The sequence below is a fragment of the Gemmatimonadota bacterium genome (genome assembly GCA_009838845.1).
Lineage (GTDB): Bacteria > Latescibacterota > UBA2968 > UBA2968 > UBA2968 > VXRD01.
This window is the reverse complement of the sequence record VXRD01000089.1, coordinates 1-22,096: the sequence shown is the minus strand read 5'-3', so window position 1 is coordinate 22,096 and position 22,096 is coordinate 1. Positions and strand designations below refer to the sequence as shown.

General features: G+C 50.5%; 23 protein-coding genes. 9 read left to right on the top strand and 14 right to left on the bottom strand.

Annotated features, from left to right (window positions below; all coding sequences use genetic code 11):
• Nucleotides 1–75: 75 nt before the first annotated feature.
• From clpX to F4Y39_11190, 6 genes are all read right to left on the bottom strand, one after another.
• Nucleotides 76–1,323: an ATP-dependent Clp protease ATP-binding subunit ClpX gene (clpX, locus tag F4Y39_11215; protein ID MYC14285.1), complete on the bottom strand. Its 1,248-nt coding sequence runs from the start codon at nucleotides 1,321–1,323 to the stop codon at nucleotides 76–78.
• A gap of 14 nt (nucleotides 1,324–1,337) precedes the next feature.
• A complete protein-coding gene (locus tag F4Y39_11210; protein MYC14284.1) occupies nucleotides 1,338–1,952 on the bottom strand; it encodes an ATP-dependent Clp protease proteolytic subunit in 615 nt (204 codons plus the stop codon).
• A gap of 75 nt (nucleotides 1,953–2,027) precedes the next feature.
• Nucleotides 2,028–3,359, bottom strand: coding sequence for a trigger factor (tig, locus tag F4Y39_11205; protein ID MYC14283.1), 1,332 nt, complete (start codon nucleotides 3,357–3,359; stop codon nucleotides 2,028–2,030).
• Nucleotides 3,360–3,474: 115 nt separating this feature from the next.
• Nucleotides 3,475–4,197: a pyridoxine 5'-phosphate synthase gene (locus tag F4Y39_11200; protein MYC14282.1), complete on the bottom strand. Its 723-nt coding sequence runs from the start codon at nucleotides 4,195–4,197 to the stop codon at nucleotides 3,475–3,477.
• A 12-nt stretch (nucleotides 4,198–4,209) separates the two neighbouring features.
• Nucleotides 4,210–4,791, bottom strand: coding sequence for a pyridoxamine 5'-phosphate oxidase (gene pdxH, locus F4Y39_11195; protein ID MYC14281.1), 582 nt, complete (start codon nucleotides 4,789–4,791; stop codon nucleotides 4,210–4,212).
• Complete coding sequence (locus F4Y39_11190) at nucleotides 4,763–5,296, bottom strand: GNAT family N-acetyltransferase (GenBank protein MYC14280.1); 534 nt, start codon at nucleotides 5,294–5,296, stop codon at nucleotides 4,763–4,765. The genes pdxH and F4Y39_11190 overlap by 29 nt, the downstream gene beginning before the upstream one ends.
• 31 nt (nucleotides 5,297–5,327) lie before the next feature.
• On the opposite strand from F4Y39_11190, the gene F4Y39_11185 reads away from it, so the two are divergent.
• The gene (locus tag F4Y39_11185; GenBank protein MYC14279.1) at nucleotides 5,328–5,966 is read left to right on the top strand and encodes a histidine phosphatase family protein; all 639 of its coding nucleotides are present in this window, start codon (nucleotides 5,328–5,330) and stop codon (nucleotides 5,964–5,966) included.
• Nucleotides 5,967–6,131: 165 nt separating this feature from the next.
• Here F4Y39_11185 and F4Y39_11180 read toward each other — a convergent pair whose 3' ends face one another.
• Together F4Y39_11180 and F4Y39_11175 are read right to left on the bottom strand one after the other, a co-directional pair.
• Nucleotides 6,132–6,416 carry a hypothetical protein gene (locus F4Y39_11180; GenBank protein ID MYC14278.1) on the bottom strand — a complete coding sequence of 95 codons (285 nt, stop codon included), beginning with the start codon at nucleotides 6,414–6,416 and terminating at the stop codon, nucleotides 6,132–6,134.
• A gap of 177 nt (nucleotides 6,417–6,593) precedes the next feature.
• Nucleotides 6,594–7,412, bottom strand: coding sequence for a nucleotidyltransferase domain-containing protein (locus F4Y39_11175; protein ID MYC14277.1), 819 nt, complete (start codon nucleotides 7,410–7,412; stop codon nucleotides 6,594–6,596).
• Nucleotides 7,413–7,804: 392 nt separating this feature from the next.
• On the opposite strand from F4Y39_11175, the gene F4Y39_11170 reads away from it, so the two are divergent.
• From F4Y39_11170 to F4Y39_11145, 6 genes are all read left to right on the top strand, one after another.
• Entirely contained in the window at nucleotides 7,805–8,143 is a 339-nt protein-coding gene (locus tag F4Y39_11170) for a nucleotidyltransferase domain-containing protein (GenBank protein ID MYC14276.1), read from the top strand.
• An 11-nt stretch (nucleotides 8,144–8,154) separates the two neighbouring features.
• Entirely contained in the window at nucleotides 8,155–10,743 is a 2,589-nt protein-coding gene (locus F4Y39_11165; GenBank protein ID MYC14275.1) for a hypothetical protein, read from the top strand.
• A gap of 87 nt (nucleotides 10,744–10,830) precedes the next feature.
• Nucleotides 10,831–11,178, top strand: a complete 348-nt coding sequence (locus F4Y39_11160) for a hypothetical protein (protein ID MYC14274.1) — start codon at nucleotides 10,831–10,833, stop codon at nucleotides 11,176–11,178.
• A gap of 19 nt (nucleotides 11,179–11,197) precedes the next feature.
• Nucleotides 11,198–12,118, top strand: coding sequence for a hypothetical protein (locus tag F4Y39_11155; protein ID MYC14273.1), 921 nt, complete (start codon nucleotides 11,198–11,200; stop codon nucleotides 12,116–12,118).
• Nucleotides 12,119–12,484: 366 nt separating this feature from the next.
• The gene (locus F4Y39_11150; protein ID MYC14272.1) at nucleotides 12,485–13,264 is read left to right on the top strand and encodes an RNA polymerase sigma factor; all 780 of its coding nucleotides are present in this window, start codon (nucleotides 12,485–12,487) and stop codon (nucleotides 13,262–13,264) included.
• 37 nt (nucleotides 13,265–13,301) lie between these two features.
• On the top strand, nucleotides 13,302–13,694 hold the full coding sequence (locus F4Y39_11145; GenBank protein MYC14271.1) for a cupin domain-containing protein: 393 nt from the start codon (nucleotides 13,302–13,304) through the stop codon (nucleotides 13,692–13,694).
• A 101-nt stretch (nucleotides 13,695–13,795) separates the two neighbouring features.
• Here F4Y39_11145 and F4Y39_11140 read toward each other — a convergent pair whose 3' ends face one another.
• The 6 genes from F4Y39_11140 to F4Y39_11115 all read right to left on the bottom strand — a co-directional run bounded on the left by F4Y39_11140 (nucleotide 13,796) and on the right by F4Y39_11115 (nucleotide 19,997).
• On the bottom strand, nucleotides 13,796–15,562 hold the full coding sequence (locus F4Y39_11140; protein MYC14270.1) for a Rieske (2Fe-2S) protein: 1,767 nt from the start codon (nucleotides 15,560–15,562) through the stop codon (nucleotides 13,796–13,798).
• 114 nt (nucleotides 15,563–15,676) lie between these two features.
• A complete protein-coding gene (fucU, locus tag F4Y39_11135; protein MYC14269.1) occupies nucleotides 15,677–16,108 on the bottom strand; it encodes an L-fucose mutarotase in 432 nt (143 codons plus the stop codon).
• A 19-nt stretch (nucleotides 16,109–16,127) separates the two neighbouring features.
• Nucleotides 16,128–16,865, bottom strand: coding sequence for a phytanoyl-CoA dioxygenase family protein (locus tag F4Y39_11130; protein ID MYC14268.1), 738 nt, complete (start codon nucleotides 16,863–16,865; stop codon nucleotides 16,128–16,130).
• 9 nt (nucleotides 16,866–16,874) lie between these two features.
• On the bottom strand, nucleotides 16,875–18,062 hold the full coding sequence (locus F4Y39_11125) for a mandelate racemase/muconate lactonizing enzyme family protein (GenBank protein ID MYC14267.1): 1,188 nt from the start codon (nucleotides 18,060–18,062) through the stop codon (nucleotides 16,875–16,877).
• A gap of 15 nt (nucleotides 18,063–18,077) precedes the next feature.
• Complete coding sequence (locus tag F4Y39_11120) at nucleotides 18,078–18,821, bottom strand: hypothetical protein (GenBank protein MYC14266.1); 744 nt, start codon at nucleotides 18,819–18,821, stop codon at nucleotides 18,078–18,080.
• A 15-nt stretch (nucleotides 18,822–18,836) separates the two neighbouring features.
• Nucleotides 18,837–19,997 carry a hypothetical protein gene (locus F4Y39_11115; GenBank protein MYC14265.1) on the bottom strand — a complete coding sequence of 387 codons (1,161 nt, stop codon included), beginning with the start codon at nucleotides 19,995–19,997 and terminating at the stop codon, nucleotides 18,837–18,839.
• 196 nt (nucleotides 19,998–20,193) lie between these two features.
• On the opposite strand from F4Y39_11115, the gene F4Y39_11110 reads away from it, so the two are divergent.
• Both F4Y39_11110 and F4Y39_11105 read left to right on the top strand, forming a co-directional pair.
• Nucleotides 20,194–20,520 carry a hypothetical protein gene (locus F4Y39_11110; protein ID MYC14264.1) on the top strand — a complete coding sequence of 109 codons (327 nt, stop codon included), beginning with the start codon at nucleotides 20,194–20,196 and terminating at the stop codon, nucleotides 20,518–20,520.
• 3 nt (nucleotides 20,521–20,523) lie between these two features.
• On the top strand, nucleotides 20,524–21,693 hold the full coding sequence (locus F4Y39_11105) for an MFS transporter (protein ID MYC14263.1): 1,170 nt from the start codon (nucleotides 20,524–20,526) through the stop codon (nucleotides 21,691–21,693).
• Nucleotides 21,694–22,096: the final 403 nt, after the last annotated feature.

Genomic DNA, 22,096 nt, shown 5'->3' with positions numbered 1-22,096 from the left:
ACCGCCCTTTCACACAAACGAAAACCGGGGTCCAATTCGGCCCCGGTTCCCCATCTGTGGGAAATATCTATCTTTTTAAGCGCTTTTTTGTGTGGATTCGAGAACTTCCATACGCGGCTTGTTGCGATTTTGAACCATATCGAGGGTCACTGTGATCTCGGTCAGGTCCTCATTGGAGGGTATATCGTACATCAAATCCGTCATAACAGTCTCGAGAACCGACCGCAACCCGCGCGCGCCTGTACCCTTTTCCTGTGTAATGCGCACAACCTCGCGCAGCGCGTCATCCTCAAAAGTCAGCTCAACCCCATCGAGTTCGAACAACTTTTGATATTGCTTGGTAATCGCATTTTGCGGTTCCGTCAAAATCTGCAACAGTGCAGCCTCATCCAACTCACTCAACGCACACATCACGGGCATCCGCCCAACCAGTTCTGGAATCAAACCGTATTTGATCAAATCTTCTGGCTCGGCATGCTGGAAAATCTCACCGGTACTTTGCTCATCCAAATCGTTCGAATCAGCTCCAAAACCAATGGTCTTCTTGCCGATGCGGGTGCTAATAACGCTTTCCAAACCATCAAATGCACCGCCACAGATAAACAGAATATTTTTGGTATTGAGCTGAATCAGAGGTTGTTCGGGATGCTTGCGCCCCCCCTTGGGCGGAATACTCGCCACCGTACCTTCCAGAATCTTCAACAACGCTTGCTGAACACCTTCCCCAGACACATCGCGCGTAATAGATGGATTGGCCGACTTTCGAGAAATTTTATCGACCTCGTCCAAATACAAAATACCCATCTCTGCCTGCGCCACATCGTAATCCGCCGCCTGAAGTAGGCGCACCAGAATATTCTCAACATCTTCGCCAACATATCCTGCTTCGGTCAAAATAGTGGCATCGGCAATCGAAAATGGAACCTGCAAAATGCGCGCCAGCGTTTGTGCCAAAAGCGTCTTGCCAGTACCCGTGGGTCCCATAAGCAAAATATTGCTCTTATCGAGTTCGACATCATCCGCAGACTGATTGGACCGAATGCGCTTGTAGTGATTATACACCGCAACCGAAAGAACGCGCTTGGCGCGCTCCTGGCCAATTACATAATCGTCGAGACGCGTCTTAATTTCCTGCGGCTTGGGCAACCCTTTGTGAAGCGTCACGGGCTTTTTGAGATCGTCCTCTCGCAAAACCTCATTGCACAGCTTGATACACTCACTGCAAATATTCACGCTCGGGCCGGTGACGATCTTATCGACCTGATCGGCACTCTTGCCACAAAAAGAACAGCGAATTTCTGCTCTGGATGTCCGTCGTTTCATAACGCCCTACTTCCTCATGACAAAGCTTCGTCGATATCGGGGGTGGAACTCTCGGGACTGAGCACTTCGTCAATCAGGCCATATTCCTTTGACTCATCAGCCGACATAAAGAAATCGCGGTCTGCATCCCTTTCTATGCGCTCAATAGGCTGACCCGTACATTCGGATAAAATGGCGTTCAAACGGTCGCGATATTGCAAAATCTCTTCGGCGTGTCGTTCGATATCCGAAGCCTGACCGCCTGCACCGCCAATGGGTTGATGCAGCAAAATGCGCGAATTTGGCAATGCGCGGCGATGCCCCTTCGTGCCCCCTGCAAGAAGCACGGCACCCAGTGAAAAAGCCTGACCCACACAAAGCGTTTCAACATCATTGGGCACGTATTGCATCGTATCGTAAATAGCCAAACCCGCCGTAATACTGCCGCCGGGAGAATTGATATACAGCCGAATCGGCTTCTCGGGCGTTTCAGATGTGCAAAACAACATCTGGGCAATCACCAGATTGGCAATCGTATCGTTGATCGGCGTACCAATAAAAATAATATTATCGCGCAACAGCCGCGAAAAAATGTCATAAGCGCGCTCGCCACGCCCTGTTTGTTCAAGAACTGTAGGAACCAGAGCCATATTTAATTTTAAATCCCATGTTTAAATGTAAAATCCGTCTATGAACTGGCCTGAACCAGTTGTACCCCGCTCCGTCTATTCAACTTCCTCAACATCTTCGACATCTGCATTATCGATGAGAAAATCAAACGTCTTCTGCGTTTTAATCTCCGACTCAATCTGATCGAGCTGTTCGGTTCGGCTCAAAATCTGACGCAAACGCGGCCCTTCAATATTGTGCCGTTGCGACATCTCTTCGAGATGCTTGTCCAGATCGTCATCCGTCACCTCGATATTTTCCTGATCGGCAACAGCATCCAGCAACAAAAAGCGTTTGACACCGCGCTCGGCTTGATCGCGCCCTTCCTCGCGAAGCGCATCTTCGTCAATCCCTTGATCGTGACCCGCTTGCTCCTGCTTGTATGACTCAATCATACCATTGAGATAATTCTCGACCATGCTATCGGGAACCTCAAAAGGATTCTCCTCGATCAGCGCATCCATCAAATTTTCCTCAACGCGCTGGCGAATCATCTGCTCGTACTGCGTCTGCATCTCATTGCGGATCTGCGTCTTGAGTTCGTCCAACGTCTCCACGCCGCCGACATCCTGAGCCAACTCGTCATCCAACTCGGGCAACTCGCGCTCGCGTATTTCTTTCGCCGTCACGCGAAACATCACGGTTTCTTCTTTCGGTCCTTCGTCGTGATCCTCATGATCGGGCTCATCGTGATCGCAATCCTCGTGATCGGGCTCATCCTGAACGGGCCGCGTAATTTTAACCTCACGGGCCTCACCAGCCGAAATACCCATCAATTGCTCTGCCAAATCAGTCGGCTTGCCGTCTTCCGTCTTAAACAATCGAATTGATTGATCTTCTGACCCGTGATCGGGCACGGGACTGCCGCCATCATCGAGTTCTTCGACATCGGCAAAAACCACATCGTCGAGATCGGCAGCGCGCTCCACGACCTGCTCGGTCGCTCTCTCCTCTTGCATATACCGCAACCGGCCTTCAACATGCTCGTCTTCAACCGCAAACACGGGCCGCGTCACCTTCAGCTCCTTATAGGTCTCCACGGTTATCTCTGGACGGACATCGACAGAAGCCTTGAACACCAGAGGTTGTCCCTCTTCAAAATTGATATCGTCAATACTCGCCTGGGAAACGGGTTGAATACCTTCGGCTTCACTCGCCTCCCGGTAAAACTCCTCGACCATCTCCTGTACAACCTCACCCTGGATGGCCGGCCCAAATTGCCGTTTGACAACACTCAGGGGAATTTTACCCTTGCGAAACCCCGGCAAATTAAGGGTCTTGCTATATTTCCTGTAAGCGTCATTGAGACGCTTATCCACATCCTCAGCCGGAGCCTCAATCTCCAATGTTCGACGCCACGTCCCCGACTCGGTCACCTGCACATTCATCGCGTTGGATAATCCTTTCTTTATAATACTTCACTCACTAACGGGACCAACGTGCAATAATAAACAAATGAAATCGCTTTGTCAATGGCGTTGGGGATGATGTTAGCCTCTCACCTCACCCATACCCCAACACCTTCAAATACGCCTTCACCGTATTCTCCAACCCCATAAAAACAGTATCTGCGATCAGCGCGTGACCAATAGACACTTCGAGAATCCCGGGAATCGTCACAAACTCCCCCAAATTATCGAGATTGAGATCGTGCCCTGCATTAACCCCCAGCCCGGCATCCTGTGCAGCGCGCGCCGAAGCCGCGTACTGTCGAAAAACAGGTCCCACATCGCCTCCGTCATAAGCAGAAGCGTAAGACTCCGTATAAAGTTCAACGCGATCCGCACCCAGAGCCTTTGCCAGAACCATATCCTCTGGCACCGGATCCATAAACAGAGAAACCCGAATACCCAGACCTTTCAACTCCGCAATAATCGGCACAAGCCGCTCGCCATCTCGTCTCAAATCCCAACCGTGATCGGACGTGCTCTGATCGGGTTCATCGGGCACCAGCGTACACTGATCTGGCACCACATCCCGCACCATATCCATAAAATCGGGAAAGGGATTGCCCTCAATATTGTACTCCACCCCCAAAATCATTTCTTTCAACTCATAAACATCCGTCCTGCGAATATGTCGCTCATCGGGCCGGGGATGCACCGTAATCCCATGCGCCCCCGCATCAATACACACCTGCGCCGCCTTTGTCACACTGGGAAAAGTAAGCGGCCGGCTATTCCGCAACAGCGCCACCCGATTCAAATTCACACTGAGTTTGGTCATTCCCATCCTCCTCTACGGTGCCAGCAAAGCGCGCTTCCACGCACCATCACCTTGCCGAACATACAAAAACCGATCGTGCAACCGATCATCCCTATTCACCCAAAATTCAAACTGATCGGGAACCACCCGATAGCCCCCCCAAAAATCCGGCAACGGCACATCCTCTCCCGGATATTTACGATCCAATTCTGCCACGCGACCTTCCAAAAATGCCCGATCGGGAATCGCCTCGCTTTGTGGAGACGCCCACGCACTCAAGCGACTACCTCGAGGACGCGAATCAAAATACGCCCTGGACACCTCGTCCGAAACAGCCTCAACCCGTCCCTCAATACGCACCTGCCTGACCAGCGACTTCCAGTGAAACAGCAAAGCGGCTCTGGGATTCTCCGCCAACTCATCGGCCTTGCGACTCTCCAGATTCGTAAAAAACACAAACCCCTCTTGATCGCACTGCTTCACCAGCACCATACGTACCGAAGGCTTTCCATCGCGCGTCGCCGTCGCCAGAGCCACAGCCTCGGGCAGAGTCGGCTCCGAAGCCCTCGCCTCTTCAAACCACATATCAAACTGAACAAAAGGATCTGGATTCATATTTTTTCCTGAGTGACTTAATCAAATAAACGCGCGTCTCTCGCCAGTTACTCTGCCCGCCATTGGCATCAGTATAAACACCCCGGGCCAAATACGGTTCCCATCCCGCATCTTTGTACCCGCGGCGAGCGTACAAATTGAGCGCAGGATGATTCTTCACGTAAACGCACAGACCAATATTCTCATAGCCCCGCTGAAAAGTAATCCGCTCACACACATCTAACAACCGCGAAGCAATACCCCTTCGCCGATAATCTGGATGCACAAAAAGCGACGACACCTCGGGCCATGGTCGCACCTGCGGCGGCACGCCAGCAGCATCGCCACCTTCCCAATTGAGCAACACCTGAGCCACCGGCAAATTGCCCCGCCATGCCACAAAAAAAAGGAGCCTGCCGGATTCCTGTAGCATAAACCGCCGCCGTTGCGTTTCTTTACGGGAAAACGGCAAATACCGAAGCCGAGACACCTCAGACGATTTAAGAGACCGAATATCAATATCCATAAAAGTAAATTATACCGAACACCGCCCCAATATGCAAGACACCACGACGTACAATTTTCGCTCGCTCGGTCTAAGTCATATAACACATAACCGGAGTACTTTCATGAACCACCTCATCTTAATCAAACACGCTTTGCCTCAAATCGACGAGGCAAAATCCGCCCCAGACTGGCAACTATCGGACAGCGGACGCGCAAGTTGCACCCCTCTCGCCGAAGCGTTGCGCCCCTACAAACCAGACCTCCTCATCACAAGCGAAGAACCCAAAGCACATCAAACAGGACAACTCGTCGCCGACATCCTCCAAATCCCCTATACATCAGCACCCGACCTTCACGAACACGACCGCAAAGGCGTCCCCTTTATCCCTCAAAAAACATGGCACACCACCGTAAAAACCTTCTTTGCACACCCCAACGACCTGATCTTTGGCAATGAAACCGCACATCAGGCTCGCCTGCGATTCACCCGAGCCGTTGAAAAAGCCGTAAAAACACACCCTCACAAAACCATCGCCATCGCCACCCACGGCACCGTCATCTCTTTATTCACTGCCCAAAAAACCCGGACAAACGGCTTCGACCTCTGGCAACAATTGAACCTCCCCTCTTATGTGGTATTCGACCTGCCGGATTACAACTTGAACGCCATTGTAGCAGAAATATTCTGAGGGTCAAAATCTGACCGTCAAAATCTGACCGTCAAAACCAAACCGTCAGAGGGTCTGATAAATTAAAGCCGCTTCTTAAACTGGGAAGCGGCTTTTTTATTTATAACTCCTGCTGAATATGCAGGACATTGCACCTACTTTTTGTTGCGCGTTTTTTCAAACAGATCACTCCGCGAATGACTCCTCGCCCCTTTTCTTCTGTTTCCGCCTTATCTCTGCGATATCTTCGTCTGTCAGCCGTTCACTGTCTGTTACGATAGTCTGTTCGATGAGTTCCAGTTTCAATTCCCGGTTAGTCAGCCACTCCCAGCGACCGACATTTGCCGGATGGGGATGCGGATACACATCATCAGGATCAATCTCATCTGAAACAACATAGAGATAACCTGGCGTGGCGCCGTTATGCTTCAGCCTGAGCTTGTCAGATAGAGACTCACCTTCGTCAGACAAAGAGACAAGAGAAGGACGGTGAGAGAACGCCTTCGCCACAGTTCTGTATTGTGTGATCGAACTCCCGATACGAAGTTTCGTCAGCTTTTGCTGAGAGCCATGGTACCATGTAAGACTGTAGTCGCAATCTGGCATCAGTAACCCCAAACTTTTCAAAAAAGCAAGCGGACGGCCACACTATATTTCGCCAATCATATCCTTGACCCTACATATACCATACTCGCTTATCTTCCAGGTCAATCCAAGTCGTGAACCGATTTCTCTGCGCTGCTCCTCATGTAGTTCCGCCAGGTTATAGTAAGCCTTCTTGAGTGAATTTCGTGTTGGCTGAGGGAATAGAGTCGCAAATCGGCGAGTCAGGTGCGATGGCATCCGCTGCTCGAACTGCCTGGGCGTGAATTTGTGTTCTCCCTGTAGATATGCATGCCATTTCTCCACGATGTTGCGTAGATCGGCAAACGACCAGGCTGCGGAATAGTACTCACCACGCTTCGTGTGCAAAACAACATACACAAGCCAGGCCCAGAGACGTTCGTCTTCATGGATTAACAGTTCTTCATTGGGAGTCGGCCTGTTCTCGCGGCGTACCTTATCATTCGAAACTTGACACCATTCTTCAAGCCTGTCTGACTTCGTCCAGATAAGTTGAAAGGGCCCTCCCTTCCAACCTGGCAAGTCCTCCTCTATGTACAGATTGATGTCTGCCTTGACGCACGGCTCGAAAAGATAAATAACGAAATACTCCTTGATGTGATCTGCATCAAATCGGTGGAACCACGGTTCGGTCGCCCAATTCCACCTTTTAGACCAGACAGCATTTCGGATTTTCTGGGAATCAAGAACAACCCCTAAATCAAGGTCGGATTGCTCGTCCATTTCCCCGGTAGCTTGACTTCCGCTGACGAAGAGGCCAATGACTCCGTCTATGTTCCGAAAGTGTCGCAAAAGACTGTCAAAAACGCGTCTGTGCTCAGGGAGATTGACGGTATCGAGCATCAGGAGAATCCTTTGCCAGTATTGTGTGGCTGTCCGCTAACTACGTTATTCACACACCAGTTCAGTTATACCATCAATATACAGGCACTACGCGAAAGTGTGCAAATGCGTTTTCGGACGAGGAATTTGTGAATAGGCTCGGGGTAGGATCACGCTTTTGGCTTTCCGCATTGAGACATTTTGAAGGGATTGAATTTTGCATATAATTATCGTTATACGCAAAAACGCCATTGCAAGTCCCTGTTTTTTCAAGTAAATTGCAAATAGGCATTTATCATTATATTCAAAAAATGGAGAGGGATAATTCACCCGGTTCGACAGCGCGTTTATGGAGACACGACGCAATGAAGAGAACATTGACCATTGACTACGGAAAAGTAGGAAATGCTTAGATGAATGCGAAAGAACAAAAAATAACAGAATCGCTTTTGGATGAGATCGCAAACAAAATTGTCGAACACTTTCATCCAGATCAGATTATCCTCTTTGGCTCTCATGCTTATGGCGATCCAAAGACCGATAGCGATTTAGATTTGCTCGTCATCATGGATACAGATTTGCGTCCGACAGCGCGAAGTGCTGCCGTTGCTCGCATTTGTCGTCCAAAATACTTTGCGATGGATATTGTCGTGCGTACACCTGAAGAAATTCAAACCCATCTGCAAAACTTTGATCCCTTTCTCGAGGAAATTTTCAAACTTGGACGCACCCTCTACAAATCCGCCGGGTGATATACAAGCGTATGAAACCACATAAAGAACCATCCCCTCCATTGCTCACACTTGGCCTCGTCAGTCTGTTGAGCTTCCTGATCTTACTTTTTCCGCAGCCTCTTTCCTCACAGATGAGCAGCTTTTCCCTCTCCATGGACCTGAATGAATCTGAAGGCAATCAAGCTATCCACGCGCGCGCAGTACCATCCAACCAAGTCGTCTTCATTCAGATTTTTGGCACAGATATTCAGAATGCCATCGGGGTTTTTGCGCGCTTTGAATACAACACCACCCAGATTATTTACGAGGGATTTGATGCAGGCGATGTATTGCCCAATGCTCAGGCTCTTATACAACAAGGATCTGGCTCTGTCGAAATCAACATTGCGTCTCTGGGCGGAACTGCAACGAGTAACAGCGGTCTGATCGGCACAATGCGTTTTCGCACCACAGATATGTTCTCGTCCACACGGATTCGGTTGGTACGCGCTGAACTCAGTCGGGGCGGACAATTCGAGACAGTAACCCTATCCCTCAGCGTTGCTTTACAGATCTTTATGCCGCCCTCTCCCGACTTTGATGAAAGTGGCGTTGTTGATTTTCGCGACTTCGTGTTATTAGCAGGCGCGTTTGGGTCAAATCAAAACGAAGACAAGTACGAAAACCGGCTCGATCTGGACAGCGACGGATCAATTGGGTTTTCAGATTTTCTCGAATTTGCGAGCCATTTTGGACAAGCAGTGTTACCCCCTCCTCAATTAATCTTACCAGTTTGTGACCGCACCGCGCAAATGCGCGATGCGATTGTGGCAGCCACACCTGTAAGCACCTGTGGCAATGTAACGGATGCACATCTCGTTGCGATAGATTCTCTCGGTGTGGTTGGGACAAGCCTCTCAGAACTGCAAGCCGACGATTTTTCTGGACTAACCGCGCTGACAAAGCTCAACCTTCAAGAGAACGAACTAACCAGCCTGCCAGATGGCATCTCTGAAGACCTGCCCGCACTGACATGGCTCAACCTGAGTAACAACCACTTCACGACAATCCCACCCCAATTGTTCACCCTCTCCAATCTCACTTACCTGAATCTTGAAAACAATGAATTGAGTGGTAAGATCCCAGAAGGATTGAGCAACCTGACCAATCTTGCGGAACTATATCTCAACGATAACGCATCCCTGACAGGTACGCTTCCTCAAAACTTGACAGAACTGACAATGTTAGAGAAACTTCTCTTTCAAGACACGGAGCTATGCGCACCGCTTAATGCAGTCTTTCAGACTTGGCTTCAGGGCATTACAGAAACCAATGGCTCGAATTGCGGGAATCCGGGGACTTATGAGAGATCCTTATTGGTGGCTCTGTACAATGCGACGGACGGAGATAACTGGACGAACAAAACCAATTGGCTAAGTGATAGAGACCTTTCCACCTGGCATGGCGTCAGCGTCTCTAATGGTTGGGTAACAAGCCTGGACCTGAGGGATAATAATCTGATGGGTACGATTCCAAAAGAATTGGGCAACTTGACCAACCTCAGGTATCTAAATTTTTACGCCAATCAGTTGAGTGGTGAAATTCCTGTGGAATTGGGTAACCTGTCCAAGCTCAAAAGCCTGGATTTCTGGGGCAATGAATTGAGTGGAGAGATTCCCGTGGAATTAGGTAACCTCTCCAATCTTGAGTACCTACGTCTTTCGGAAAATAAACTGAGTGGGAAGATACCTGTGGAATTGGGCAACTCGTCTAATCTTGAGTACCTGAGTCTTGGGTACAATGAATTGAGCGGTGAGATTCCCGTGGAATTAGGCAACCTGACAAATCTTGAGCATCTGGAACTTGGGGCCAATCCGTTGGGTGGTGAGATACCAAAAGAATTGGCCAATCTGACCAACCTCACGTACCTGCGTCTTTCGTCCAATGAATTGAGTGGTTCGATTCCCGTGGAATTAGGCAACCTGTCTAATCTTGAGCACCTGGATTTTCGCTACAATGAATTGAGTGGTGAGATACCAAAAGAATTAGGCAACCTATCCAATCTCATCCATCTGGATTTTCGGGGCAATGCATTGAGTGGTTCAATTCCCGTGGCATTAGGTAACCCCTCCAATCTCACTTATCTGCGTCTTGAGGACAATCAATTGAGCGGCTCGGTTCCCGTGGCATTGGGTAATCTCTCCAATCTTGAGTACCTATATCTTGGGGACAATACGTTGAGTGGTTCGATTCCTGTGGCATTAGGCAACCTGATTAATCTTACGAAACTGCGTTTTGAGGACAATAAGCTGAGCGGTGCGATTCCCGTAGAATTGGGCAACCTGATTAATCTCACTATCCTGCGTTTTGAAGGCAATGCATTAAGTGGTGAGATTCCAGAGGAATTGGGCGACCTATCTAATCTTACGAAACTACGTCTCGACAATAACGCATTCTTGGCAGGTGCGCTTCCTCAGAGCTTGACAGGACTGACGAAATTAGAGCAACTTTTCTTTGAAAATACGGGACTCTGTGCGCCACTTGATGCAGCCTTTCAGGCGTGGCTTCAGAGCATTGCAGAAACCAATGGCTCGAATTGCGCGAGTTCGTCAATACTCGGACAGATCATAAACCGTTAAATGCATCTGTTCTACCAGTCGTATCCACCTGATCAAATTCTGCAAACAATGTCTGCAGAATCAGAATCCATACAGGAGGATTAAACTATGATACTGAATACATCAGCAGTAGAGATTGATGAAAGTAGTATATCTATAAGCAAGATAGACAATAATGTTACTGCCAAAGGATCACTACAGAACCACCACGCTGAAAAGGTTAAAGTCATATTTTCCATTGTCGTATTCTTAGCGGATGTGCGTATAGCCGATAAAGGTGACAGAAATTTTTCTTTTGGCAGAAACGATATCCTTCATGAATTTTACCTCTCAGAAGAACTTGATGCACAAGAGCACAAACCATTTGAATCTATCCCCTTTGAAATTACTGAATCGGACGCCGACAACGCCATGCTTGCGTATTACACCACAGTGCTTTCGGTCTCTGAGTTATGATTGGAACGAAGGGTTTCGCATGATACGAACGCAATGGTTACTCTTAATCTATACTGCAATCTCTCTAAACAGTATCTTTGCAGAAGAACACGCGAAGAACGCACCATCCTCCCTAACCTCTCAGTTGGCGATTCCCGATTCCTCTCAAATTCAGGTGATAGAGACAATCGATGGATCGACAAATATCGGACGCATTGTAGAGATTGGTGATGAAGTGATCGCATTTAAGACAGACCTGGGCATTATCCAAATTCCCATTTCAAAGATCAAACACATTGAAACAGTGTCTGCCGAGTTAATACGAAAGGGTGAGTTCTGGTTCCCAAATCCCAATATAACACGCCTATTCTTTGCACCTACGGCGCGTATGCTGAAACAGGGCAAAGGTTATTTTTCTGATTATTATATTTTTTTTCCGGGCTTTGCTTATGGGATCACAGATCGCTTTACTCTGGGCGGCGGACTTTCCATCTTTCCCACCGTTGATATGAATGATCAATTATTCTTTATTACACCAAAATTCGGATTAGTACAGGAAAAGACCTTCTCTTTTGCCATGGGCGCACTTCTCGTGCGTATTCCCAATTATGAGGATGAGGACATTCAAGAAGATGACCCTGAAGTTGCGGGCATATTGTATGGTGTAACAACATTTGGGAAACCCGATGCCAGCCTGACTGCGGGACTCGGTTATGGTTTTGTGGAGGGAGATCTCGCAGATCGCCCCATGGTAATGATCGGGGGAGAGAAGCGCTTGACGCGACGGACGGCATTTGTCACAGAAAACTGGATCTTTCCCGGCATAGACGAACCCTTGATCTCTTATGGAATAAGATTTTTTGGCAAACGATTAAGCGTAGATCTGGGACTGATCAATACAATAGGAGAAGGCACAATCTTTCCCGGTATTCCGTATATTGATTTTGTCGTCCAGTTTTGATTACGCACTTTTTACCGTACCTCGTGACGTACAACCTTCACCTATCCGGTCTAATATACAGGCTGGGACGGCACGAGGGACGGCCCCTACGATGACATTATGATCGTCCGCTGACCGCCGCCCCGCCTCATTTTTCAAAAAATAATTTTTTTGTATGGTACAGATTTTTTCTTGCACAAAAAAACAGAACGGGCTATATTTTCCAATCCAAAAAACAAAAGCCCTCTGTTTATAGGAGATAACTACCTGAAATTACATATCTTTAGGTAAAATCAAATGGTCTATTCACACTGCCATTATCCCTCCAGGAGGCGGCGATTATGCCCTGGAGGCTAAAATTTTGCCAACCCCTGAGTGGGGTTTTTGGTGCCTATACCCTACGTGCCCGACATCAAGCTAAATTCGATGTCGGGTTTTTTGTTGCCCTCCGGGGACCACCCCAGACACCCATCGGTGCAGAACACAGTAGATGATCAAAAAAACAACATGACCTCACGACACAAGAGGAGTATAATGGCACCGAACGAAGAACAGACAATGGTACTCAAAGCGCGGATGGGTGACGGGATCGCATTTGGCAAACTGTACAAAGCAAACGTAGCCCGAATTTATGCAATCGTAGCCAGCCACACAAAAAACAAGGACGACATCGAAGACCTGGTTCAAATCGCATTTATAAAAGCATACCAGGGACTCAATCGCTTTCGCGGTGACGCGGCATTCTCAACCTGGTTGACCCGCATAGCCATGAACGTATGCCTCTCGCACTGCGAAACGCAATCTGTTCGGCGCAAATGGGCAACCTATTTTCACACGCCAGAAGGCATGCAAAAAATCGCCCCATCCTGCACACAAGACCCGGAAACCACCCTGCACGCGCGAGAATGCCAACACCTGGTCCGCAGGAGCATACAAACACTGCCACAACAATATCGCGAAGCCATGCGCCTGCGTTATATCGAGGACTATTCTTATGCCGAAATCGAAAAAGCAATGCAAGTACCCATAGGCACAGTAAAAACCTGGCTGTACCGCGGAAGAGTCCTGCTTCGGAAAACCATTGAAGAGAACGAATCAACGAACCCCACCCAACCACCCAACGGGCGGGCACAGGGGCACCGCCCCTACATTGATGAACTGGCCTGAACCAGTTGTACACCATTCCGCTTTCAGGAGACCACCTATGATCGAATTTGCTACAAAACACCTGCCCCAAAAATCCGACGTCACCGCACCCGATGGATCCGATGTCCGCATACTCCTCGAACTCAAAAATGGCGGCATGGCCCACTTTGAACTCCCCCCGGGAAAAATATCCATCGCCGTCGCCCACCGCACCGTCGAAGAAATCTGGTACATCATCAGCGGACAGGGCGAAATGTGGCGCAAACAGGGCAACCGCGAAGAAATCGCCTCCCTCGCCCCCGGCGTAACCCTCACCATACCGCAAGGCACCCACTTCCAATTCCGCGCCCACAACAGCGAACCCCTGTGCGCCATCGCCATCACCATGCCCCCGTGGCCGGATCCTGATGAAGCCTATCGCGTACAGGGAAAATGGAAACCGAGGACATAAAAAAAGCCTGCACCACTGCTGGTACAGGCTTTTGAAATACCCATCTGTGTGATCTGGAATCATCTATCCCGCCACGGGCGGGCACGAGACCCGCCCCTACTTCAAACCTCCTCATCCGGATCCTCAGCCGAAAGATCCTCTCCCCTGTGCAGTCGAAGTGCCAAATTCGCCGTCTGTCCCAACGCACGCGCCGTTGGTGCATGCGCTGCCAGATACCGCGCCGCACCCACCAGCGTAATCCGTGCGCGTTCCTCATCAAGCTCCTCTGCCTGGCTAAACGCCGACTCCAGCATCTGAAACGAATGAAACTCGGCATCTTCTCGCAGCAACACATGGCCCAACCGCTCGCACAAAGCACCGCGCGGATGACCCAGCGACAAATACCGATACGCAATTCGCCCCGCCTCATCCACCTGAGCCTGAGTATCGAGCAAATCCACAAAAGAATCTAGCAACTCATCCGCATCCTCCGGCAACTGCTGGGTCGCGCGCTGATCCTGGGGCAAACGGGCTGCCGGCTTATTAAACCACCGATCAAAATACAGCGCCATCGCACCGTGGAAAATCCCCCGCGCCAGATCCAGGGACGGCGCGCGCTTTGCACATTGATGCAGCGCATTGGCCGCCGAATGCGTATGCAGCACAGCGATCCAATCGGCAAACTCATTCTTAATGTGAAACCGCGCAATCCGCAAAGCCGCTGCATAAGTCAGCGTCTGTGTCAACTGCGTCAGCGTCGCCCCACCGGCAAATGCCGCCTTCAACCCATCCACAATCGCGTGCGGATCATCACCTGACAAAACCTCCGTCAAAGCATCCGCATCATCCCACGTCTTCCCCTCACCCTCGCGAACCAGATCCTCAAGCTCATCAAACGCGTCGCGTAACAACGCCACCAGATCAACGGGACTGCGCCACCGGTTCAACTCCTCACTCCGCTGTGAACCCGAAAGCACCCCCACCAGCGACGGCAAAATCTCATCGGCCTTGTCCCAACCAATGCGCTCGAGCACCTCAAAACCCTTATTGATAAAATCCAGCACATGCCCGCCATCGCGATAAAAGTGATCCGTCGCTGCCGTCACCAGCATATCGCACATCTCCGAAGGCGTTGCCCCCATCTGGATCGCCGTCAACAAAGCGCGTTCCGCACCATCGGCATTTCGCACCTCAATCAGATAGCGGAACCACTCCTTAATCCGCGCCAGCGTCAACTCCTCCGTCTCCAGAGGCGTAAAAACAATCCGTGGCGCTGCATTACTCGTCTCGCTCGCCACATGCAACAACCCCTGATACAGCGCCAGAACCTGATCCTCGGGTGCCAGCTTCGGCACCACATTGGCCATACACGTCAAAATCGTCAACCCCGGACCCCACCCCTGACGCCGCCTCAGCGCACCATACCGCGCGCCAATCTCTGCTATATCATCGCCATCGACCCGCTGGCCCCGAAGCGCGATCACCGACTTGGCAATCACCAGATTGATATTCTGCTCCAAACTCTCGCTCAACCGCCGCTTCCAATGACCCACCGGATCGGGATGCGTCGCATGCACATTCACATAAATCTCACCATCCTGCACATCCACCGGATAACTCCGAACATCATCGGCAAACGGATCAAACGTACACCCGCTGACCAGATCAAACCGCGCGTGATGCCAGTGGCAAATAATCAACCCATTGTGAATCGACCCCTCACTCAGCGGATACCCCATATGCGGGCACCGGTTATCCACCGCCCGGATCTCGCCGTCCGACTTTGCCAGCGCAATCGCATGGCCCTCCACATTCACAGCCATAATCCCACCCTCGGGAATATCTTCCACACGCGCACAGGGCACATAATCAAGTGTCGTCACAGCCATGGTATGCCTCCTTTTGATTGGAATGAACTAATCTCACCCCAAAAATACGCCATCCAAAATCCCAAAACACCGTCCCCAGGGACAAAAACAACCTGTCCTTTTGGACAGGTCATCCTACACCGGCGTCACACCCTTCTTCAAAATAACATTGCCGTATTTTGCCGTCTCCCCAGTCATAACAACCGCAAAAGCATCTCTCGCCTGTTCGTAAAACGCAAAACGCTCAACGCGCGCAATAGGGGGCGTATCTGGCCATACCCTGTCAATAACAGCCCGGTAAGACGCCTCAACCGCGGGATCGAGCGCATCGCCCGGCACCGCATCCATCATAAAAACCGGACTATCCACATACGTATCCAGCACAAACAGGGGCAAAATCGCCTCGAGCAACGCCGCAACCCCCAGACCATCTGCCCGCAGCGTATTGGCATTCACCGAATGCCCGGGAAAATGCGCATCTGCCAGAACAATCTCATCTCCGTGTCCCATGCGATAAATCGTAGCCAACAACTCGGGACTGAACAATGGGGATATACCAACGAGCATATTGATCTCCTGTTTCCAACTACCTGAAATGCGCATCCGCTGCGTGGGCTGATCTAAGCCCCTTGCTCATCCGCATCAATTGCCTTTGTCTCTCCGTAAGCCCGTCAAACCACTCGGGCGGAAAACCATCGTGGGGATCCACCTGGAACATACACATCCGTTTGCGATAATGACCGAACAGCGCATGGCGATTCGTCGTCCCCGTATTCGCGCCGCCCGCATGCCATATTTGACCGTTAATAACAATAACACTACCCGCAGATCCCTCGGGCTGCGCGATATGCTTGACAGACACATCCTCTGGCGGGACAACCAACCCACTCTTATGCGAACCCGGCACCACGCGCGTACCGCCATTTACCGGCGAAAAATCATCCAGCATCCAGATCGTATTCATCATAACTGGCGAACTAAAATTCAGCATCTCCAGCGGAATATCACTGTGCAAACCCTGGTCCGGGTCCCCCGGGCGCACAATGCGGGCATTGAGACTCCCCAGAATAAGCGACCTCTCGAGATAGTGCTCGAGTAACGGCAGAATCCGCGGATGATCAATAGTCTTGTGAAAAACGCGATCCATCACCGGCAAATTGGCGACATGCCGAGCGGTTCCCCGATTTCTGGCCTCCGTGCCAAATTCCTTCTCACAGCGCATAAGCGCCTCGCGCATCTCACCAGCTTCCTCAGTCGTCAAAACATCTTCAACAACCGTAAAGCCATACACATCGAGTTCAAACAAGTGTTGTTGATTATTCATATTGTCCTCCTACCAATTCGCATTTCCCTTATCCCAGGGATGTGCTTTGAGCACCTCTTCAACCATCTCAATACCCCATCCCGGACCTGAGGGAATCGTCAAATATCCATTCTCAATATGCGGCACATTCGTCACCATATCCTCTCGCCAGGGCACATCGTCAACATCGATCTCCATAATACGCACATTCGGCAAAACCGCGCACAGACTCGCACTGATACATGTCGAAAGATGGCTGTAATAATTGTGCGGCGCAACATTGAATTGATACGCCTCGGCCAAATCCCCTACCTTCTTCGACTGGGCAAACCCATTCCACGGCACATCGATCATAAACACATCCGCAGACCGCGCCTGGAAATAAGGAATAAACTCGCGCATATAAAACAAATTTTCACCCGTACAAATTTTAGTACTCGTCGCATCCTTAATCTGCCGAATCGCATCAGGCTCGTACATATCGATCTCCAGCCACAGCAAATCAAATTGTTCCAGCACCTGGGCAATGCGCATACACGACTCGGGTTTGAAATTAAAATTCAGATCCAGATTAATATCGACATCCGGACCCACAGCATCTCGAAACGTACCAATAAGCGTCTCAATATGCCGGAGAATCTGCCGCGAAACCACGCCATCCGTCGTCCCTGGTTCGCCGCCAAAACCCCCAAAATACACACTGGCAGGATTCCCCGGTACCACGATATTCGTCTTCAACGCCGTGTATCCCCTTTCCACAACCTCCCGTCCCAGCGCGGCAATATCGTCCATCGTGCGAAGCGGTGGCGTATTGAGCAAATCGCTATTGCGAGCACGCGAAGTACCGCAATGCGACCAATAAACGCGAACCTGCTCGCGCGTTGGACCTCCAAAAAGCTCCACAACAGAAATACCGAGCGCACGCGCCTTAATATCAATAAGCGCGAGCTCAACACCCGCAATCGCCTTTGCCGCAATACCCCCCGGACTTTGCCGCGTCCCCCGCAACATATCCCAAAAACGCATCTCATAAGCGCGCGGATCCTTGCCGATGAGCAAAGGCGTCAAATCGCGCACCGTCCCCGTAACCCCATACGGACTGCGGCCATCGCTACACTCCCCCCAGCCGCTAATACCCTCATCGGTATCCACCCGAACAAATATCCACGGGCGCCAACCCGCATCCACAATAAATGTCTCAATATTAGTAATCTTCATACAATTGGTTCCTCATTATAACGGCGGTTGTGTAACGCGATTAAACCCCATCGTATCCTCGCCGTGAATAACCGGAAGCGTGTGATCTTCGGAATCGTACCTGAGAACATGCACAATCGGAGGAATCGCGCGCACAGCCAGACCAATGCGACGCAAATCCGAGAAATTGGCTTTCGAATGATGCAACGTACGCTCATTAAACAAAATAAACTCACCGGGCTGCATCTCGAGATCGACCAGTTGCTCCGGATCGTAATACCCCGCATCGGCCATCTCCTGAAACTGCACATCGGGCGTGGCTTTAACATGGGGAATAATTTTGCGATGTGACCCGGGAATAAGCTGCAAATTCCCATTCTCCTTAGTCGAAGCATCTACCGCAATCCACGCCGAAACAATAATCGGCGGCTCGAGCGGCCAATAATTGAAATCCTGATGCCAGGGAATCGCCTTCGTACCCTTGTACTTGATAAAAAAATTCGTGCGCCACAACAACAAATCCGCCCCGTACAGAGCCACCATCCGATTGAGAATCTCGGGATGCGTTGACAAATCGTAAACCACCCGACTATCCAGATGCCGGTTGTGAATGCGATTCTTACCATTCGGCGGATCTGTCTCCAGCACCTCTTCAATCGCCGGTCGAAGATCCGCCATCTCCGCCTCAGAACACAGCGAATACGGACCGAGATATCCCCGCGTGCGAAAACGCAGCATCTCCTCTTCCGTCAGTACCGCAGGTGCTTCAGCTATAGCCATCTCATATCTCCTTTATTACACAATATCCCCAACCTCAATCCGATACATCTGCCGTCCATTGCCCATATGAGGCGAATCAATCACCACAAACTGCCCATCGGGACTAAAGCGCGGATGCAAATCACAGCGCCACTCGCCCGTATAAGGCTCCGGCGACGGGAAAACACCCAGATCGACGCGCTTGCCAGTCGCAACGTGATAAAGATACGGAACTTGATTCCGATGCCCCTGTGACGGATACGTATCGTTGAGAATCCACTCATTCCCCGGCAAATACGTACAGTGACCATTAACCGTCATAACCCCATCGCCAATCACCTCTGGCTCCACATCGGTCAGATCCCGATAGAGATAAAACTTATTCCCGTGCGACGGGTGATATGCCCACCCGAGAATCGTCTCTGCATCGCGCCAGATAAAATGCGACATCTTGCCGTAATCATCAACCACATGCAAATTTGACCCATCGGCACTTGCCGTCATCATCCGCGTATCAAAGCCTCCCTCGCCAAATCGCCAACGGTGCAAAAAAATGAACCGCGACCCATCCGTATTAAACAACAAATGATTAAAATAGTGCCGCGCCCCGGAAATATCGCCATGCGGATACGGAATCGCAGCAACCTCGGCAATCGCAACAACAAGCCTTGACTCACCCGTCTCCAGATCCACAGAATAAACACCCACATCATCCGGCGCGCGCACATCGCGATTGGGATCGGGAATCCCCGCATACCCATACCCGGGCCGCATGTGATTGATCCGGCGAAAATCCGCCCCAATCGCGGTCTTCCCATCGGGTGAAATCGCATAAATCGCGTGCGGAAGAGTCCGAACAGCCCCCGTTTTCACATTGTAAATCCGCGAAACAAACGCATCCCCCTCGCGATCATTAAAAATAACCTCCGTATCCGAATCGGGAATCCACTGCAACATACACCCCTGTTGCCAGCACCACGCCCGCGTGCGCCCAAACTCAGACCACGTATCCCCATCCTCCATATCAATAATCCCCAGCCCGATCGTATCATCCGCAAAGGGCGACCGGTGTTCAAAATCCACCGCCATACCGAGCGCGTACCGGCCTGAAGGATCTATTTGCCACTTATCGTAATAACCAAACCAGTGGAACTCAGGTCCCCGGGTAATTGGACGAATAGGGGGATAATCAGACATGTAATAATCCTTATATAATAATGGGCCGTTCCAGTCCCTAAATTATGTCCCCATTTCTATTCCCGCAACCCTAAGAAACAGTGCTGAACTTAGCCTATGGTGAAATAGTCGATAGACCATTGACTTTTTGCTGTGATAGCATATCTTGTTTATATGACTCCGCCCCCTCTCTCCAAAGAGAAACAGGAGATCTATGATGGCCGAAACATCCGAATCTCAAGCGACCACATCTGACGATAATACCCATTGGGGCATTGCGTATCTACGCGAAGACCTGCAAGACATGCGCCTGCAGATGCGCGAAGACAGCAAAGAGTTGCGCCTGCAGATGGTCGAAACAAATAAGCGCATTGACGAGACAAATAAACGCATTGACGAGACCAACCAGTCCCTGGGACAGCGCATTGGCGAGACGAATAAGCGCATTGATGACACGAATAAAATCCTTGAATCCCGTTTCATCTGGATCATTACCACCATGGTCGCAATAACGGGCATTCTCATCGCCGTGATCAAACTGTAAGACCTGCCCTTGTCCTCAAATAGTAATAACAGTCGTTTTCAGACCCGCGACGTAATCACCCTCTCCGGCGGGCATGCAGTACACGACACATACAGCGGATTCTTACCCCCCTTACTCCCCATCTTCATACAAACCCTATCCCTATCCAAAACCGAAGCCAGCTTGTTAATGGTCGTCAGGCAGGCACCCTCGGTATTTCAACCCATCATCGGACATCAGGCAGACCGCCTGAACTTGCGATCTCTCGTAATCCTGGGACCTGCAATAACGGGCATCGCCATGAGCCTGCTCGGCATAGCGCAAGGTTACCTCGCCCTTGTCGTCCTATTATTAATCACGGGATTTAGCTCCGCAGCTTTTCACGCCGTTGGACCCGCAATGGCAGGAACGCTCTCGGGATCCAACCTGGGACGCGGAATGGGCATCTGGATGTTATGCGGTGAACTCGGTCGCACCCTGGGACCTATATTAATCGTAAGCGTCATCGGCCTGTGGGGAATCGCCGGAATGACCTATCTGATACCCGCAGGCGTCGTGGCCTCACTGATACTCTTATTGCGGATGAGAAGCGTCGCCAGCCGCGTCATATCCGCATATAAAGCACTAACCTGGCAGGCCGCCTTAAAACGCATGGCACCGGTCATGATACCCCTATCGGGCATTGTCTTTGTCCGCGCATTTATGATGGCCTCCCTGACCGCATTCCTCCCCACCTTTTTGACCGAAGAAGGCGCCAGCTTATGGCTATCGGGCGCATCTCTCTCCGTCCTGGAGGGCGCGGGCATTGGCGGCGCGCTAATCGGCGGATGGGTAAGTGACCGCTGGGGACGCAAACAAATCCTCGGCTTCTCCATGATCGCAACTCCCCTCCTCCTATTTGTCTTTCTCGAAACCCAGGGCTGGGCCTTATTTCCCATCTTAATCATCCTGGGCTTTGTCGCCCTCTCCACCGGTCCTGTGGTCATGGCAATGGTACAGGAAAGCTGCCCAGAAAACCGGGCTTTTGCCAACGGGCTTTACATGGGCGCGGGATTCGTGCTTCGCGGCGTGGCAATGTTGCTCCTCGGCATCATGGCAGATGCATACAGCCTGCGCCGGGCTTTTGAAATCAGCGCGATCTTGATGTTGCTCGGAGTAGTGCTGGTCTTTCGAATACCGGGTAGAAGCACATGATTGAAGGGTGTGCATAATTCATTTGTTGTGGTATAACGACGTATAGAGTTTTTTCTATATATTTCCTTTTCATGCCTTCGGCGACTTACTTTTTTTCTGCAGCAAAAAAAAGTAAGCAAAAAATGCCGCTCTCAAACGCCGAGGGGCTGGCACAGCGTAAATCGTTTTAGTAACACGACGCCATGCAGTGGCCTTCGCAGTTGAGAGGCCATAAAGATATCCAATGCGAGACGGACTCACACGCTGTGCATGATGGTTTTGGCTTATCACTTTTCTCATAGCGTATGGTTGCGTCTATTTATTTTTTTACACTTCCCATCTCCTACTTCACACTTCCTACTTCACACTTCCCCCAAGTGTTCATTTTCGGACACTACTGTATCAAAATCGGACACTTTCCAAT

What these genes read in the sequence shown, in the direction of transcription:
- clpX (MYC14285.1), bottom strand. Translation starts at nt 1,323, where the DNA reads ATGAAACGACGGACATCCAGAGCAGAAATTCGCTGTTCTTTTTGTGGC.
- F4Y39_11210 (MYC14284.1), bottom strand. Translation starts at nt 1,952, where the DNA reads ATGGCTCTGGTTCCTACAGTTCTTGAACAAACAGGGCGTGGCGAGCGC.
- tig (MYC14283.1), bottom strand. Translation starts at nt 3,359, where the DNA reads ATGAATGTGCAGGTGACCGAGTCGGGGACGTGGCGTCGAACATTGGAG.
- F4Y39_11200 (MYC14282.1), bottom strand. Translation starts at nt 4,197, where the DNA reads ATGACCAAACTCAGTGTGAATTTGAATCGGGTGGCGCTGTTGCGGAAT.
- pdxH (MYC14281.1), bottom strand. Translation starts at nt 4,791, where the DNA reads ATGAATCCAGATCCTTTTGTTCAGTTTGATATGTGGTTTGAAGAGGCG.
- F4Y39_11190 (MYC14280.1), bottom strand. Translation starts at nt 5,296, where the DNA reads ATGGATATTGATATTCGGTCTCTTAAATCGTCTGAGGTGTCTCGGCTT.
- F4Y39_11185 (MYC14279.1), top strand. Translation starts at nt 5,328, where the DNA reads ATGCAAGACACCACGACGTACAATTTTCGCTCGCTCGGTCTAAGTCAT.
- F4Y39_11175 (MYC14277.1), bottom strand. Translation starts at nt 7,412, where the DNA reads ATGCTCGATACCGTCAATCTCCCTGAGCACAGACGCGTTTTTGACAGT.
- F4Y39_11170 (MYC14276.1), top strand. Translation starts at nt 7,805, where the DNA reads ATGAATGCGAAAGAACAAAAAATAACAGAATCGCTTTTGGATGAGATC.
- F4Y39_11165 (MYC14275.1), top strand. Translation starts at nt 8,155, where the DNA reads ATGAAACCACATAAAGAACCATCCCCTCCATTGCTCACACTTGGCCTC.
- F4Y39_11160 (MYC14274.1), top strand. Translation starts at nt 10,831, where the DNA reads ATGATACTGAATACATCAGCAGTAGAGATTGATGAAAGTAGTATATCT.
- F4Y39_11155 (MYC14273.1), top strand. Translation starts at nt 11,198, where the DNA reads ATGATACGAACGCAATGGTTACTCTTAATCTATACTGCAATCTCTCTA.
- F4Y39_11145 (MYC14271.1), top strand. Translation starts at nt 13,302, where the DNA reads ATGATCGAATTTGCTACAAAACACCTGCCCCAAAAATCCGACGTCACC.
- F4Y39_11140 (MYC14270.1), bottom strand. Translation starts at nt 15,562, where the DNA reads ATGGCTGTGACGACACTTGATTATGTGCCCTGTGCGCGTGTGGAAGAT.
- fucU (MYC14269.1), bottom strand. Translation starts at nt 16,108, where the DNA reads ATGCTCGTTGGTATATCCCCATTGTTCAGTCCCGAGTTGTTGGCTACG.
- F4Y39_11130 (MYC14268.1), bottom strand. Translation starts at nt 16,865, where the DNA reads ATGAATAATCAACAACACTTGTTTGAACTCGATGTGTATGGCTTTACG.
- F4Y39_11125 (MYC14267.1), bottom strand. Translation starts at nt 18,062, where the DNA reads ATGAAGATTACTAATATTGAGACATTTATTGTGGATGCGGGTTGGCGC.
- F4Y39_11120 (MYC14266.1), bottom strand. Translation starts at nt 18,821, where the DNA reads ATGGCTATAGCTGAAGCACCTGCGGTACTGACGGAAGAGGAGATGCTG.
- F4Y39_11115 (MYC14265.1), bottom strand. Translation starts at nt 19,997, where the DNA reads ATGTCTGATTATCCCCCTATTCGTCCAATTACCCGGGGACCTGAGTTC.
- F4Y39_11110 (MYC14264.1), top strand. Translation starts at nt 20,194, where the DNA reads ATGGCCGAAACATCCGAATCTCAAGCGACCACATCTGACGATAATACC.